General features: G+C 32.4%; 15 protein-coding genes and 1 pseudogene. 15 read left to right on the plus strand and 1 reads right to left on the minus strand.

Going from position 1 to position 15,356, the window contains the following annotated elements; translation table 11 throughout:
- The 13 genes and pseudogenes from GBO31_RS10790 to GBO31_RS10850 all read left to right on the plus strand — a co-directional run.
- Positions 1-1,186: pseudogene (locus GBO31_RS10790) on the plus strand (hypothetical protein); the annotation flags it as partial.
- Between the two features lie 39 nt (positions 1,187-1,225).
- Complete coding sequence (locus tag GBO31_RS10795) at positions 1,226-3,337, plus strand: peptidylprolyl isomerase (protein ID WP_219008353.1); 2,112 nt, start codon at positions 1,226-1,228, stop codon at positions 3,335-3,337.
- 35 nt (positions 3,338-3,372) lie between these two features.
- Positions 3,373-3,744: a BlaI/MecI/CopY family transcriptional regulator gene (locus GBO31_RS10800; protein WP_219008354.1), complete on the plus strand. Its 372-nt coding sequence runs from the start codon at positions 3,373-3,375 to the stop codon at positions 3,742-3,744.
- Positions 3,731-4,915 (plus strand): tetratricopeptide repeat protein, encoded by a 1,185-nt coding sequence (locus GBO31_RS10805; protein WP_219008355.1) that lies wholly within the window; start codon positions 3,731-3,733, stop codon positions 4,913-4,915. The genes GBO31_RS10800 and GBO31_RS10805 overlap by 14 nt, the downstream gene beginning before the upstream one ends.
- Positions 4,916-5,041: 126 nt before the next feature.
- A complete protein-coding gene (locus GBO31_RS10810) occupies positions 5,042-5,518 on the plus strand; it encodes a hypothetical protein (RefSeq protein ID WP_219008356.1) in 477 nt (158 codons plus the stop codon).
- Positions 5,519-5,554: 36 nt separating this feature from the next.
- Entirely contained in the window at positions 5,555-6,112 is a 558-nt protein-coding gene (gene ruvC, locus GBO31_RS10815; RefSeq protein ID WP_219008357.1) for a crossover junction endodeoxyribonuclease RuvC, read from the plus strand.
- Positions 6,113-6,343: 231 nt separating this feature from the next.
- Positions 6,344-7,480 carry a radical SAM family heme chaperone HemW gene (gene hemW, locus GBO31_RS10820; protein ID WP_219008358.1) on the plus strand — a complete coding sequence of 379 codons (1,137 nt, stop codon included), beginning with the start codon at positions 6,344-6,346 and terminating at the stop codon, positions 7,478-7,480.
- Between the two features lie 26 nt (positions 7,481-7,506).
- On the plus strand, positions 7,507-8,256 hold the full coding sequence (locus tag GBO31_RS10825; RefSeq protein ID WP_219008359.1) for a cyclase family protein: 750 nt from the start codon (positions 7,507-7,509) through the stop codon (positions 8,254-8,256).
- Positions 8,253-8,609: a DUF4260 domain-containing protein gene (locus GBO31_RS10830; RefSeq protein ID WP_219008360.1), complete on the plus strand. Its 357-nt coding sequence runs from the start codon at positions 8,253-8,255 to the stop codon at positions 8,607-8,609. Before GBO31_RS10825 ends, GBO31_RS10830 begins: the two co-directional genes overlap by 4 nt.
- A gap of 1 nt (position 8,610) precedes the next feature.
- Positions 8,611-9,225, plus strand: coding sequence for a DUF4230 domain-containing protein (locus GBO31_RS10835; protein WP_219008361.1), 615 nt, complete (start codon positions 8,611-8,613; stop codon positions 9,223-9,225).
- A 6-nt stretch (positions 9,226-9,231) separates the two neighbouring features.
- Complete coding sequence (locus GBO31_RS10840; RefSeq protein WP_219008362.1) at positions 9,232-9,633, plus strand: GNAT family N-acetyltransferase; 402 nt, start codon at positions 9,232-9,234, stop codon at positions 9,631-9,633.
- Positions 9,624-9,980 carry an MmcQ/YjbR family DNA-binding protein gene (locus GBO31_RS10845; protein WP_219008363.1) on the plus strand — a complete coding sequence of 119 codons (357 nt, stop codon included), beginning with the start codon at positions 9,624-9,626 and terminating at the stop codon, positions 9,978-9,980. Before GBO31_RS10840 ends, GBO31_RS10845 begins: the two co-directional genes overlap by 10 nt.
- Before the next feature lie 53 nt (positions 9,981-10,033).
- Positions 10,034-11,812: a MutS-related protein gene (locus GBO31_RS10850; protein WP_343211308.1), complete on the plus strand. Its 1,779-nt coding sequence runs from the start codon at positions 10,034-10,036 to the stop codon at positions 11,810-11,812.
- Here the strand turns inward: GBO31_RS10850 and GBO31_RS10855 are convergent.
- A complete protein-coding gene (locus GBO31_RS10855; protein WP_219008364.1) occupies positions 11,789-12,649 on the minus strand; it encodes an AraC family transcriptional regulator in 861 nt (286 codons plus the stop codon). The two genes, GBO31_RS10850 and GBO31_RS10855, sit on opposite strands and share 24 nt — an antisense overlap.
- 138 nt (positions 12,650-12,787) lie before the next feature.
- On the opposite strand from GBO31_RS10855, the gene GBO31_RS10860 reads away from it, so the two are divergent.
- On the plus strand, positions 12,788-13,711 hold the full coding sequence (locus GBO31_RS10860; RefSeq protein ID WP_219008365.1) for a dihydrodipicolinate synthase family protein: 924 nt from the start codon (positions 12,788-12,790) through the stop codon (positions 13,709-13,711).
- 60 nt (positions 13,712-13,771) lie between these two features.
- The gene (locus tag GBO31_RS10865) at positions 13,772-15,355 is read left to right on the plus strand and encodes an aldehyde dehydrogenase (NADP(+)) (RefSeq protein ID WP_219008366.1); all 1,584 of its coding nucleotides are present in this window, start codon (positions 13,772-13,774) and stop codon (positions 15,353-15,355) included.
- Position 15,356: the final 1 nt, after the last annotated feature.

Here is a 15,356-nt window from a genome sequence, read left to right on the forward strand (position 1 = left end):
ATTAAATGCTGCTTTTCAAACAGAGAAAATAACCTTTATCAATCAATTTTTTAATAAATCCCWCATCAAAAAACGAATACTTATGTTACAAAAGTCCCAATCAAAATCAATTGCAAAATTTAAGTACTTACTTTTAATTCCTGTACTTGCTGGAATACTAACCTATACTTCCTGCAAAGATGGATCCTCTGCTTCTTCAGAAGAATCTAATACTACCTTTACAGAAGAGAAATCTTCAAATACTAAAATAGTAGCTAGTAATCAACCCGCTTGTCTTAATAAAGGTTCTAAATATGATTACAAACTAGATAATTACTTGAAAATTGAAAATGGAAAAAATGCAGATATCATTGCAAAACTTATATTATTAGAAACGAATAAAGTAACCCGAACTGCTATAATCTTCAAAAATCAGACACATTATTTAAGAAACATTCCAGAAGGTATATATAGAGTAGATGTTACCTATGGAGAAGGTTATGAAGAGAAAGAAATCGATGGAGTTTGTAAAGGCGGTCTTGAAAAGGAAGAACTTTTTGAAACTGGAGAAGATATTTTAGATTTCACAACATTTAATTCACCAGATGGTAAAAGTGTGCCTTCTTATTCTTTAGCTTTGGACTTACTTCCTGAAGAATTAAGAAACAATCCTAATCATCCCGATGAAGTGGCCAATGCTGAAAAAGAAGCGGCGAGAAAAAAAGCAATGGAAATGGCACAAAAACTAGCTGCAGAAAAAGCTAGAAAAATGAGAAATGCTGCTAATTTAGGTACTGCCAATGAAATTTCTAAAGAAAAAGCAGAACCTAACTGCGCCAATAACGATGCGTCTAGATACCAGATGAAATTAGATAATTATCTTAAAATCATTAATGGAGAGAACTCAGAAGTAATTGTTAATGTTGTAAATCTCGAAACATCAGAAAGTGTAAGAACAGTGCACTTACCTAAAAACGGTAAACATTTCGTTAGAAACGTTCCAGAAGGTATTTATAACTTAGAAATTGTTTATGGAATGGATCTTAAAAAGAACGATAATAATGGAAACTGTGAACTTTCATTCAATAATAAACTTGCCGAGGAAAGTGGAGAGGATGAATTAGATTTTAATATCATTAAAACTTCACATGGTATTAATGTCCCATCCTATTCTATAACTTTAGATGTGTTAGATCAGATAAAATAAATATCTTAGAATAACTAGAAAGAATTAAATTTAAAAGATATGCTACAATATATTATTCAAACCATATTATTTCAACTCATATTTTTAGTTGCTTATGATTTGTTTCATAAAAAAGACACCTTTTTTACTGTTAATCGAGTATATCTTTTAGTTACTTCGATACTTTCACTGGCACTTCCTTTTATCAAGGTAAAGAGCATTCAGGAAACAATTCCTAATGATTATGTAGTAGATTTACCGACTGTTTTTATTGGTAATAAACCGATTGCTGAGAATACAGTAGTTGAAGTTGCAAATACAGTTACTGCAGAATCATTACCTATTAATTGGTGGCTAATTATATACGCCATCGGATTAGCTATTACCTTATTTTTATTTAGTAGAAGAGTTTTCATTATTTATTCATTAAAAAGGAAATCAACTAAAGGAACTATCAATTCTTTCCCAGTAAGAATACTCCCTAACAGTAAAGATGCTTTTACTTTTTGGAATACCATATTCGTAGGTAGTGAATTATCTAAAAACGAAAGGGATCAGATTTTGATTCATGAAATAGTACATCTAAAACAAAAACATACTTTAGACCTTCTTTGGTTTGAAATGATTAAAATAGTGTTCTGGTTTAATCCTTTACTGTATATCTATCATTCTCGGATTATTGCCTTGCACGAGTATATTTCAGATGCTTCAGCAATCAAACTATTAGGAAAACGACAATATTATGAGCAATTGCTCAATGCAAATTTTGATACTAAGAACATAAAATTTGCTAATAATTTCTTCAATCATAAATTACTTAAAAAAAGAATCATCATGCTTCAAAAAACGAAATCAAAAGCTAACGCCAAACTAAAATATTTGGCAATAGTACCTCTATTATTAGTCATGCTAACCTTTACTGCTTTTTCTCAGAAAGCTATTTCCTTGGCAAACATTTCTTCTGAAAAAATCACCGATGAAATTCAGGAAATCACGGATTCATTTTCTGATGTAGAACTTACCAATGAAGTTCCAGTAAAAGAAATTATAGTTCCTGTAGAAACTAAAGAGCCTCAAGTAGAAGAAGAAACAAGTACACTTCCGGTAATTGAAGAGGAAGAATCAAAAAACCAAGAAACTAAGGTTCCTACGATTACAAAAGATTCTTTATCAAAATTAGATCGAAAGATTGTAAATAGACTTTTAGAAATTAAAGAAGATATTACAGTGCACAACAAAAGTTTTGCCAGTAGAGCTGTACTATATTCTGAGGATCCTGGATCAAAAGGTAATGGTGGATTCTACTTTGTACAGAAAGACACTCCATTTCATGAAACCTTTAAACAAGTCGCGTTTAGCTTAAAAGAAGGTGAGATTTCTGAACCGTTTAGAACATCTTTTGGATGGCATCTGCTTACAGTAGAAAAAATCAAAACCGATGGTGTAGATGTAAGACACATTCTAATCATTAGAGAGCAAAATATTCCTTTTGCTGTAGTAGAGAGAGTGCCTGCTACGCAAAACTGTAAAGACTTAACCAGCAATGAAGAAATCAAAAAATGTGTTTCTGACGAAATCAAAAGATATGTAAACAAAAACTTTAATATGGATGTGGCACAGTCTCTTGGTTTAACAGGTGTAAATCACGTTTATGTTAGATTTAAAATAGATACTTCAGGAAACGTAAAAGAAGTGCAATCCAGAGGTCCTGCTATCGAGATTGAAGAAGAAGCTAACCGAGTAATCAGTTCGCTACCAAAAATGATTCCTGGAGAACACAAAGGTGAAAAAGTAAATGTATTATACTCCTTACCTATTGTATTTCAAATTGGAAATGATGTTGATCAAGAAGATAAAAAAAAGGCAATAATTAGAGACAATATCAACGAAGACACTGTCCTAACCGAAAAACTTTCTGATGACGAAAAAAATGAAGTAGAGCAAGGGTATTATTTAGTAACTGGTATTTTTAAGCGCAAACCTTATTTCGAAAAAGGTATGGCTAAATTAAAAAAGCAAGGGTTAACTCCAAAATGGTTTAAAAATCCTAAGGACACTTATCTATATGTATATTTGGACAGGTATGATACACTAGATGAAGCTAAAGCAATGTTATCTTCCGATTTCGATGGAAAGTACGAAGGTGATTTATATATCCTAAAAATCCAATAATTAAAAAGAACAAAAACACAACCCTATAAAAACAGATGAAACAATTAACAAAAGCAGAGGAAGAAGTAATGCAGCTTTTATGGCAACTTGGAGAAGGAAATGTAGCCGCTATTATAGAACGTATGCCAGAACCAAAGCCAGCCTATAATACGATTTCAACTATTATTAGAATTCTAGAAAACAAAGAATTTGTATTTCATCGAAAAGAAGGAAAAGGATATATCTATTTCCCATTGGTTAAAAAAGAAGAATACAGTAATCAATCATTGAATAAATTGATGAACAACTATTTCAATGGTTCTTTTAGAAATATGGTATCCTTCTTTGTTAAAAAGAACGATATGAATATTAAAGATCTAGAAACCATATTGAAGGAAATTAATAAAGAAGATCATGAAGCTTCCTAAAGATATTAAGTATTACATCTTTATTTTAGCATTATCAATTTTTACGATTGCTAGATCGCAAAAAGCTTCATTAAAAGTAGCAGATAGCCTTTATACAATTGGTAATTATACAAAGGCTATAAAAGTATATGAGAATATTGATCCAAAAGATGATTACATATTCTTAAAAATTGCTAAAGCTCATAAGGCAAAAGGAACATATACAGATGCTTTAGCTTATTATGAAAAAGTACTTCAATTAGATGCCGAATTACTATCTGCTAAACTTGAATACGCTAAATTATTAACGACTACTCGTACATATAAAAAAGCGGATAGCGTATATGCTAGTTTAGTTTCACAATATCCTGACAACCCAAATTTTTATTATCAATTAGGATCTGTAAAGAAAAAGCAAAAAGATAGTACCGCAATTGTTTATTTCAAAGAAGCTTTTAAACTGGATAGCACACATCAAAAAAGCTGTTTTGAAGTAGCAAAACACTATTTAAAAAAAAGAAATTATAACCGAGTGGAAGATGTTGCTAACAAAGGGTTATCGTCTTATTCCGAAAATCCAGAACTGATAAATATTTTAGGACAAAATTATCTTCTACGAAAATACTACTATGAAGCAATACCTTATTTTGAAAAACTAATTACTTTAAATCACGGCAATGAATACGTGCATGCTTCACTTGCCTTATGTTACCATAAAAATTATGATTACAAGTTAGCCATAACGCAATATCAGGAAGCACTAAAGTATAACGATCAAGTTCCTCTAAGGTATACTAGAATGGCTGAGGCATTCACTAGATTAGATATGCATAATGAAGCACTAGCGAATCATACAAAAGCATTACTTTTAAAAAATCTTCCTGTAGAACAAGAATTTTTAAACGTTGCAATGAGTCATCGCCATCTTGAAAATTGGGAAGAAGCAATTAAATATGCTAAACTAGCGCTTAAAGAGAATCCTGAATTCATTAGAGCGCAATATCAATTAGCAGTCTTTGCAGATGCTTATTACAAAGACCCGAAAGTAAAATTGGAATACTATAATTTATTTATGAAAAAATTTGGTAATAGTAAGGATACCAAAAACTTCTATGGATTTATGGTTAACAAAAGAATTACTCAGCTCGAAAAAGAAATCCAAACTTCTGAAAAGGCTGTTGTGGAAAACTAATGATCCTTATCAAGGATTCATTTTTGAACAGTCCTCAGGATTTACAAATTATCATTTAATAAAAAACTTTAATTTTAGCGGCGTTATAAACACATCTTGTATTTTTACGTCTCATAAAATTAATGAATGATCAAAAAGATATATTACATATATATTTTCAGCTTCTTACTATGCTCTTGTGATAAATTATTGGTTAAAAAAGAAAATCAAGAGGAAATTCTAAAAGAAAAATGGAGCGAAATTGATACAAATCAGGTTGATAAACCTCCTATGTTTACAACCTGTATGAATGAACCTGAAGAAATAGATGATTGTTTTCATCAAACTATTATTGATCATATCAAGGCAGAAATAACAGAAACAAAAATTTCCGTAACAGAATCCATAAATGATACTATATGGATCCCATTATTAGTAGACAAAAGAGGCAATATCACTTTGGAAGATTTTAAAGTACCAGAAATCATTAATACCCAGATTCCTGATTTTGAAAAAATCCTCAATAAAAGTATTTCAACATTACCGAAAGCTAATCCTGCCATTGTAAGAAGTACTCCTGTCACTTCTAGATACAAATTACCGGTTGTTATTCATATGAATTAGTAAGCTATTCCTTAGTTTTGTAGAAACGAGAATTTTTTGGAAAACGAAAAAATAATATTAGGCATTGATCCTGGAACGACGATCATGGGTTTTGGGTTGATAAAAATTATCAATAAAAAGATGTCTTTTTTACAACTGAATGAGTTACAACTTGGTAAATACGATGACCATTATATAAAATTAAAGCTCATTTTTGAAAGAACTGTTGAACTTATAGACACCTATCATCCAGATGAAATAGCAATTGAAGCTCCTTTTTTTGGAAAAAATGTGCAATCGATGCTAAAGTTAGGACGTGCACAAGGTGTTGCTATGGCAGCAGGATTAAGCAGAGAAGTACCGATTACAGAATACTCACCAAAAAAAATAAAAATGGCAATTACTGGAAATGGTAATGCCAGTAAAGAACAAGTAGCAAAAATGTTACAAAGTCTTTTGAAATTAAAAACACTTCCAAAAAACCTAGACTCTACCGATGGATTAGCAGCGGCAGTTTGTCATTTTTATAATATGGGAAGAGCGGATATTGTAGGTAAAAGTTATAGTGGTTGGGCTGCTTTTGTTAAACAGAATGAAAAGCGGGTAAAAAAATGATCCAATTAGATGTACGGACAACGATTTGGTTTTTAAGGCTAATTTTCGCGTACTTCTTTTTTAAAGAAATCTATTACACAACTTTTACATCAAAAAATGCAAAAGTGATCTGGTTTCTGATTGTTCTCTTATTTCCTGCTATTGGTTATTCTATATTTCTTGCATATAAACGTAGATTTGTAATAAAACGAACATTTAATCCTGATTTTTCAAAACTAAATAATAACTGATTTGTCCGGTATCTATATCCATATTCCTTTTTGCAAACAGGCTTGCCATTACTGTGATTTTCATTTTTCAACTTCTACTAAAAAGAAGGATCAAATGGTTTTTGCATTATGTAATGAAATTAAATTGCGACGACCAGAAATTGATGATCACCAAGTGATCGAAACAATATACTTTGGTGGTGGAACCCCTAGTGTGCTTTCGGTTCCTGCCTTGAAATTTATCATTGACACCATCTATGAAAATTATCTGGTTGCCGATGATGTAGAAATCACAGTAGAAGCAAATCCAGATGATTTAACTGAATCTTACATAAAAACTTTAGCACAAACAGAAGTAAATCGTCTTAGCATTGGTATTCAATCCTTTTTTGATGAAGACCTAAAGCTTATGAATAGAGCGCATAATGCAGAAGAAGCTACTAAATGTTTATCGGTTGCATCAAAATATTTCGATAATATATCAATTGATTTGATCTATGGCATTCCAGGAATGTCCTCAGAACGATGGAAAGAAAACCTACAAATAGCTTTAGATACAAAAGTCCCTCATATTTCCAGCTATGCGCTTACGGTAGAGCCAAAAACTGCCTTAGCATCATTTATTGACAAAGGAATTATTCCTCCAGTAGCCGATGAATTAGCGCAGCAACATTTTACCATCTTAGTAGATACCATGGAAGAAGCAAGTTTTGAATACTATGAGTTTTCAAATTTTGGAAAATCCGGATATTTCAGTAAAAATAATACCGCATATTGGCAAGGAAAACAATATATAGGTATTGGTCCTTCTGCACATTCCTATAACGGAAATGAACGAAGTTGGAATATTAATAACAATACCAAATACATCAAAGCTTTACAGGAAAATGAACTTCCTAGAGAAATTGAAACGCTCACCAATACAGATAAGTACAATGAATATGTAATGACAGGATTACGAACTATTTGGGGCGTGTCTATTCAAAAAGTGGAAGATACTTTTGGAATTACTTATAAAGAATACTTATTAAAACAAGCACAAAAACATTTAGATGAACATCTTTTATTTTTAGATGGTGATATATTGTCTGTTACTAAAAAAGGAAAGTTTTTAAGCGATGGTATTGCAAGTGATCTTTTCTTATTAAATTTAAGCTAATTCCAGAGATAGAGGAACACATTTTCATGATTACAACCATTCAACACCATAAAACTTCTTATCAGATTGATTTATCAGAACCATTAGATATATCAATTCCTTTAAGAGCCACTAAAGAAAATGTAAATGCTTGGTATATTCCTGCTCCCAAAATAGAACCTGTGACTGATGGTGATTGGATTGGAAAAGTCTCCGAGGGAGCTTCTACAAACTTTAATAACATCTACTTTAATCCTCACGGACACGGAACTCATACAGAATGTGTTGGACATATTACTCCAGAATTTTATAGTATCAATCAAACCTTGAAAAAATTTGTTTTCCCAGCAGAACTCATAACGATTGATCCTGAAAAAAAAGGACATGATTTTGTGATCACAAAAGAGCTCATACAAAAAGTATTGCTTTCTAAACCCGAAGCATTAATAATCAGAACAACCCCTAATCATCCAGAAAAATGCGATAAACAGTATTCTCATACCAACTGGCCTTATATATCAGAAGCAGCAGCATTATTTATTAGAGAACAAGGAATTAAACATCTTTTAATTGATTTACCATCTGTAGATAAAGAAAAAGATGATGGGAAATTGCTGGCTCATAAAGCTTTTTGGAATTACCCTCAAGATACTAGATTCGATGCAACTATTACAGAAATGATTTTTGTAAAAGATCAGATAGAGGACGGTTCCTATATACTCAACCTTCAGATTGCATCTTTTGAAAACGATGCCTCACCAAGTAAACCCGTATTATATAAAATTATTACATCATGAAAACCACCTTGCAATTAGAAGAATTAGCTATGCTGGTGTTAGGCATATATCATTTTAGTGTATTATCATTTTCTTGGTGGTTATTTTTGGCTTTGTTTTTGGTACCCGATATTGGAATGCTTGGATATCTTATAAATACCAAAGTTGGTGCTTTCTGCTATAATATCTTTCATCATAGAGGATTAGCTATTTTGATCTATCTTATTGGTGTACACTTCTCCAATGACTATCTACTTCTATGTGGAATTATACTATTTTCGCATATCGCTTTTGATAGAATTCTGGGATATGGTCTCAAATATGAAAAAGGATTTAAATTTACCCATCTTGGTGAGATAGGGAAAAAGAATTAATATGGAATTATTATTTATTGGTTTATTAATCGGTGCTGTGGTAGCATATTTTATTTTTGCCAGATTTAGTGCTGTTAAAAAAAGGGCCAGTGTACAGACACAATCTACAGTCCTTATGGAAAAGATCAGAAGTGTTTGCAAACTGGTTACTGTAGAAGGTGATTTCGCGGAAATATATCACTATGAAAGTGTGAAAGAAAAATTTTTCAACATTATTAGAGGAAAGAAAAAAGCCTTGATTCTAATAGATGCCAAAGCTCATGTGGGATTCGATCTTTCCAAAATTAAACTAGAAAGTGATACCAAGAACAAGAAAATCATTTTAACGCAGTTTCCTCAAGCCAAGCTACTTACCATAGAAACGGACTTTAAATATTATGATAAGAAAGAAGGTTGGTTAAATCCTATGACCTCTAATGATCTTACAGATATCAATCAGGAAGCAAAACAATTTATTATTGATAAAATTCCTCAAAGTGGATTGATCGAAGCTGCAGGAAAAGAATTACTAACTGTAATTTCACTTATGGAAACCGTAGCAGAGTCTATTGGTTGGACCTTGGATTATTCTGCTTTAGAACTCAATAATGACCTCGATCATAAGCTTCTTAACTAAAAAACAATGAGCATTATAATCTCTACCGATAACTCGAAGTTAAATATTGATTTTATCCATCAATTTTTAACCAACACATATTGGGCAAAAGGAAGAACTAAACAAGAAGTACAAACCAGTATAGAACATTGTCTTAATTTTGGCGTTTATCTAAATGGTGAGCAAATTGGTTTTGCAAGGCTATTAACAGATTACACAGTTTTTGCCTATCTCATGGATGTTTTTATTATTGAAAAATATCAAGGTAACGGATATGCAAAAGAATTAATCAAAGCCATTGTAGCGCATGCTGAACTTCAAAAAGTTCATCGATGGATGTTGGCTACCAAAGATGCTCACGGATTATATAAACAATTTGGGTTTGAAGAATTACCAAATCCTAATATGATGATGACAAAATGGACATAGAAGCTTTTAGAGAATATTGCCTTTCAAAAAAAGGAGTTACTGAAGAATTCCCTTTTGATGAAACCACCTTGGTTTTCAAGGTAATGGGTAAAATGTTTGCACTAACGGGGTTAGAAAGACTTCCTTTTAGTGTAAATCTAAAATGTGATCCTGATAAATCTTTAGAACTTCGCGAATACCATCCAGAAATAACGCCTGGCTATCATATGAGTAAAAAACATTGGAATACTGTTAACTTTTCGGGCAGTTTAGCTACTCATATGTTATGCGAATTAATTGATCACTCTTATGACTTAGTTGTAAATGGGCTGACCAAGAAAGCAAAAAAAGAATTAGAAAACCTTTAAATCAAAAAGAAAAACCAAAAAAGCTGTAATAGCTGAATCCGTCTTTTCTTTTTATGAATACAATGAATACACCACAGGAATTTTATGACTCTCAAATAAAAAGTCATAGTAACTCTTTAAACAAGATAAAAAAACAATTAGCTACCTCTAGTATCATAAGACTTTTTGTTTTTCTAGGAATTATAGCCGGGATTTATTTTGGATATCCTAATACTCAAATTATTCTTGGAAGCATCATTACAGGTATTATAATTTTCATTTTTATGGTAAATCGTCATACGGATTTATCATACACAAAAAACAAATTACAAAAGTTAATAGATCTTAATCAATTAGAATTAGACGTTCTCAATAATGATTTTAGTAAACTACCAACAGGAAAAGAATTTATAGATTCCGCACATGAGTATAGTCATGATATTGATTTATTTGGAGATAGATCTTTCTTTCAATATACCAACAGAACGGCTACAAATGCGGGGAAACAAGAATTTGCACAGCTCTTAAGAAGCAATCATATAGAAGCAATAAAAGACAAACAAGATGCAATAATCAACTTATCTAAATTAGCTATTTGGAGGCAAGAATTTACCGCCATCGCTTCATTAGTAGACGTATCAATTCCTATATCCAAAATACAGACGTGGCTGCAAAAGTACACTCCTTTTGTTCCGAAAATAATGAGAATTCTTCCTACTATTGTTTCTGTAATCTCCGTAACACTACTTGTATTACTTTTTCTAGAAGTTATTACATTTCAAATGTTTCTGATTTGGTTTTTCATAGGTTTAGGGATTACCGGATCTCAATTAAAAAAAATAAACAATTTGTATAGCGATGCGAATAAAGTAAAAGATACTTTTGAGCAGTATTATAAACTTGTTGATCTTATCGAAAAAGGTGATTTCGAATCTGAACTATTACAGAAAAAACAACAAGAAGTCATCAATAAAAAAGAAAAAGCATCTTTAATTCTAAAACAGTTTGCTAGCATTCTGAATGCATTTGATCAACGTAACAATATGATGTTTGGCATTTTTGCTAATGGTTTATTTCTTTGGGACATTATACAATGCTACCGTATCGAAAAATGGATAGCTGCTCATCATCATAAAGTAGACCAATGGTTTGAAGTAATTGCTTTTTTTGATGCATACAATTCTTTAGGAAATTTTGCTTTTAATAATCCTACCTATGTGTATCCAGAGTTGGTCAAAGAAGGAATGATTATTCAAGCTCAAGAACTTGGACATCCAATGCTAAAAACCACCAAACGCGTTGATAATGATATCACAATAGACAAAGAAGAGTTTTTTATCATTACCGGAGCTAATATGGCTGGTAAAAGTACTTTTTTAAGAACGGTTGCACTCCAGATTGTCATGGCGAATATTGGGCTTCCAGTATGTGCAAAATCCTGCACTTACAGACCTATTAAACTCATTACGAGTATGCGAACTTCTGATTCATTAAGTGATGATGCTTCCTATTTCTTTTCTGAATTAACACAGCTTAAAAGAATTGTAGATGCATTACATAAAGATGAATACTTCATTATCTTGGACGAAATATTAAAAGGAACTAATAGCAAGGATAAAGCTGCTGGATCAAGAAAATTTGTGGAGAAACTAGTAAAAGCAAAAGCTACCGGAATTATTGCCACTCATGATTTAAGTCTATGTGAAATAGCATCCGAATTAAGTAATGTAAAAAATAGATTTTTTGATGCACAGATTATCAATGATGAACTCTATTTTGATTATAAATTCAAAGACGGAGTTTGTCAGAATATGAATGCTTCTTTTCTTTTAAATAAAATGGGGATCGTATAATCTTTTCTTGTACACAGAAGGTGTAATTCCTTTTATTTCTTTAAACTTTCTATTAAAATTAGATAAGTTTTTGAAACCACTATTATAGGAAGCTTCAGAGATCGTAATTTCTGCTTCCTTAGATAGTAATCGGCAAACATTTTCTATTCTTACTTCAATTAAGAATTGAAAAAATGTTTTGTTAGTTCTCATTTTAAAATATCTACAAAATGCATTGGGTGTCATATTAGCAAGATCTGCAACTTCTTTTAAAGAAAAATCTCGATTAAATTCATTCATAACCGCCTTAAAAACCTTTGCCATTCGCTTTCCTTCATTGTCCGTATACGCTCTTTTAGATATAAAAGAAGATATGGTTTCCGCCTTTGCCGTTTTTAATAATTGTAGGGTTTTTAAAAAAACCATAAAACGATCAAAACGATTTGTTTTTTCTACAATCTTCAAAAATTGCTTCTTAAGTTTTTGTTTCTTAGAAAGCACTTTCAAGCCATAGGCCGAACTTCTGAAAAAGGCCGATAAATCTTCAAAYTCTGGGAGTTCAAAAAACGATTGCCCAAAGGACTCTTTTGTAAAGAAAAGAGAAATCATATAGGATTCCTTATCTGATATAGCGCTTTGCAAAACATGAGGAACATTACTACCAAAAACCAATATATCATTCGGTTTATAATCAGTAATGGTATCTCCTACAATCAAACTTCCTTCTCCAGATATGATCATAGATATTTGTATTTCTTCATGCTGATGAAATTTATCGTATAGCACAATCTCCTTATCTTCTTGAACAATTAAAGTATCTGTAGAAGACTTCGGTATTTTAAACGGTAAGGCTTTCATTCATAGCAATATCTATTTCAATATTAATCATATTTACGTAATTTATTGCAATATGAGGTAATATAGTATCGGTTTAGGATAATTTCACAATATCCTTACATCAAATTTGACAATATATTTGAACCAAAATTAGAACCAATGAGTATAGAATGGAAAGGTGTTATGCCAGCAGTAACTACAAAATTTACTGATCAAGACACATTAGATTTACAAATGTTTACTACCAATATTGAAGCTCAGTTGGAGGCTGGTGTTCATGGAATCATATTAGGAGGAACTTTGGGAGAAGCCAGTACCTTAAACACTTCAGAAAAAAGTACTTTGGTAAAGACCACTGTAAACATTGTAAACGGTAAAGTTCCTGTAATTATTAATATCGCAGAGCAAAGTACAAAAGGCGCCATAGAAGCGGCTATCAAAGCGCAAGAAGATGGTGCAACAGGACTGATGATGTTGCCTCCTATGCGATACAAAGCAGGAGATCGGGAAACTGTTGTGTATTTCAAAGAAGTAGCTAAAAACACTGATTTACCAATCATGATCTACAATAATCCTGTGGATTATAAAATTGAAGTTACCTTAGAAATGTTCGAACAACTTTTGGAAATGGATAACATTCAGGCGGTAAAAGAATCGACTAGAGACATTTCTAATATTACCAGAATTAAAAATAGATTCGGAGATCGACTCAAAATTTTATCTGGTGTAGATACCTTAGCTTTAGAAAGTTTATTGATGGGCGCTGAAGGTTGGGTAGCAGGATTGGTATGCGCTTTTCCAAAGGAAACCGTTGCTATTTATGAACTACAAAAAGCAGGAAGAATCAAAGAGGCCTTAGAGATATATCGCTGGTTTCTACCGTTGTTAGAATTAGATATAAACCCTAAATTAGTACAGAATATCAAACTAGCAGAAGTTGCTACTGGTATTGGAACCGAAAACGTACGCGCTCCAAGACTTCCCCTAATAGGAGAAGAACGAAAAAATGTGTTACAGATTATAGAAAATGGGTTAAAAACAAGACCTGTTTTACCCGAATACAAATCCTTAGTTAATAGCTAGTTTTGAAAACTATTCAAAACGGAAACATATTTATTAGAAAAACTCATTAATGTATCATTTATGATAACTGGCAAAAATTATATCGGACATCAACTTTCTGCAAAAGGATCTAAAACATATACCACTTTTAATCCAAAATTAAACATTGAAAACACCTCTGTTTTCTATGAAGCCTCGTCTAAAGAAATAGAAGAAGCAGTTTCTTTAGCTTCAGAAGCCTTTGAAACCTTTAAAAAAGTTTCTGGAACTAAAAAAGCGGAATTTTTGAATGCTATTGCAGATGAAATTTTAGCATTAGACCAAATGCTGATTGAAACCTATATGTCGGAAACCGGTCTGCCCGAAGGAAGAGCCAAAGGTGAGCGTGGCAGAACTATTGGGCAATTACGAATGTTTGCGGATTTAGTTACTAACGGTTCTTGGGTGGAAGCCACTATTGATACCGCAGATCCCGATAGAGCACCGATTCCAAAACAAGATATCCGCAAAATGCTAGTTCCATTAGGACCTGTTGTCGTATTTGGCGCTAGTAATTTTCCACTAGCCTATTCTACTGCTGGCGGAGATACTGCAGCAGCCTTAGCTGCTGGATGTCCAGTGATTGTTAAATCGCATCCTATGCATGCAGGTACTGGAGAACTAGTAGCTTCAGCAATTATTAAAGCCGCTGAAAAAACAGGAATGCCTAATGGAGTGTTTTCCAATCTTAATAGTTCTGGAATTGAAGTTGGCACACAATTAGTAGAACATCCCAAAGTAAAAGCTGTAGGTTTTACAGGAAGTATCAAAGGAGGAAGAGCGCTATTTGATCTTGCATCACAAAGACCAGAACCGATCCCTGTATTTGCAGAAATGGGAAGTATTAATCCAGTGGTTTTATTACCGAAAGTAACCGCATCCAAAGGGAAAGAACTTGCTAAAACTTATGCCCAATCCATTACCTTAGGAACCGGTCAATTTTGTACAAATCCAGGCTTGATCTTAGGCGTTAAAGGATCTTCATTAGACAAATTCATTGCATCATTATCTGATGAAATCTTAACCATTGATCCGTCATGTATGCTACATCCACATATCATTAGTAATTATGAAAGAAATAAATCTCTTGCCTTACAACAAAATGGATTGATCACGACTGCGGATTATAATGATGATGTCGCTGTTAATCATGCAAGACAAGCCATAACTACTGTAGACGGTAAGACCTTTTTAGAAAACACAACCTTACATCAAGAAGTTTTTGGTCCGTTTTCTATGGTGGTACAATGCGAAGACTTGGAAGAATTGACCATAGTAATCTCTAATTTAGAAGGACAGTTAACTGGAACTATCTTAGCAGAAGAAGGTGAATTAAATTCATATCCTTCTGTTGTTAATGCCTTACAAAACCGAGTTGGTAGAATCATTTATAATGGTGTTCCAACAGGTGTAGAAGTTTGTCCTTCTATGCTTCATGGCGGCCCTTATCCCGCTTCTACAGATAGTAGGTTTACAGCAGTAGGAATTCATTCAATAAAACGATGGGTACGACCGCTTAGTTACCAAAGCTGGCCTGATAGTCTTTTGCCAGATGAATTAAAAAATGAAAATCCATTAGGTCTATCTAGACTTGTAAATGGTTTGTCAACTAGTGATCCTATCTAGT

This window comes from Aquimarina litoralis (assembly GCF_019295435.1).
GTDB lineage: Bacteria > Bacteroidota > Bacteroidia > Flavobacteriales > Flavobacteriaceae > Aquimarina > Aquimarina litoralis_A.

Coding starts and splice junctions, on each gene's coding strand:
- GBO31_RS10810 (WP_219008356.1), top strand. CDS start 5,042: ATGATCAAAAAGATATATTACATATATATTTTCAGCTTCTTACTATGC.
- GBO31_RS10845 (WP_219008363.1), top strand. CDS start 9,624: ATGGACATAGAAGCTTTTAGAGAATATTGCCTTTCAAAAAAAGGAGTT.
- GBO31_RS10865 (WP_219008366.1), top strand. CDS start 13,772: ATGATAACTGGCAAAAATTATATCGGACATCAACTTTCTGCAAAAGGA.
- GBO31_RS10840 (WP_219008362.1), top strand. CDS start 9,232: ATGAGCATTATAATCTCTACCGATAACTCGAAGTTAAATATTGATTTT.
- GBO31_RS10860 (WP_219008365.1), top strand. CDS start 12,788: ATGAGTATAGAATGGAAAGGTGTTATGCCAGCAGTAACTACAAAATTT.
- GBO31_RS10800 (WP_219008354.1), top strand. CDS start 3,373: ATGAAACAATTAACAAAAGCAGAGGAAGAAGTAATGCAGCTTTTATGG.
- GBO31_RS10835 (WP_219008361.1), top strand. CDS start 8,611: ATGGAATTATTATTTATTGGTTTATTAATCGGTGCTGTGGTAGCATAT.
- GBO31_RS10850 (WP_343211308.1), top strand. CDS start 10,034: ATGAATACAATGAATACACCACAGGAATTTTATGACTCTCAAATAAAA.
- GBO31_RS10825 (WP_219008359.1), top strand. CDS start 7,507: ATGATTACAACCATTCAACACCATAAAACTTCTTATCAGATTGATTTA.
- GBO31_RS10795 (WP_219008353.1), top strand. CDS start 1,226: ATGCTACAATATATTATTCAAACCATATTATTTCAACTCATATTTTTA.
- GBO31_RS10830 (WP_219008360.1), top strand. CDS start 8,253: ATGAAAACCACCTTGCAATTAGAAGAATTAGCTATGCTGGTGTTAGGC.
- GBO31_RS10805 (WP_219008355.1), top strand. CDS start 3,731: ATGAAGCTTCCTAAAGATATTAAGTATTACATCTTTATTTTAGCATTA.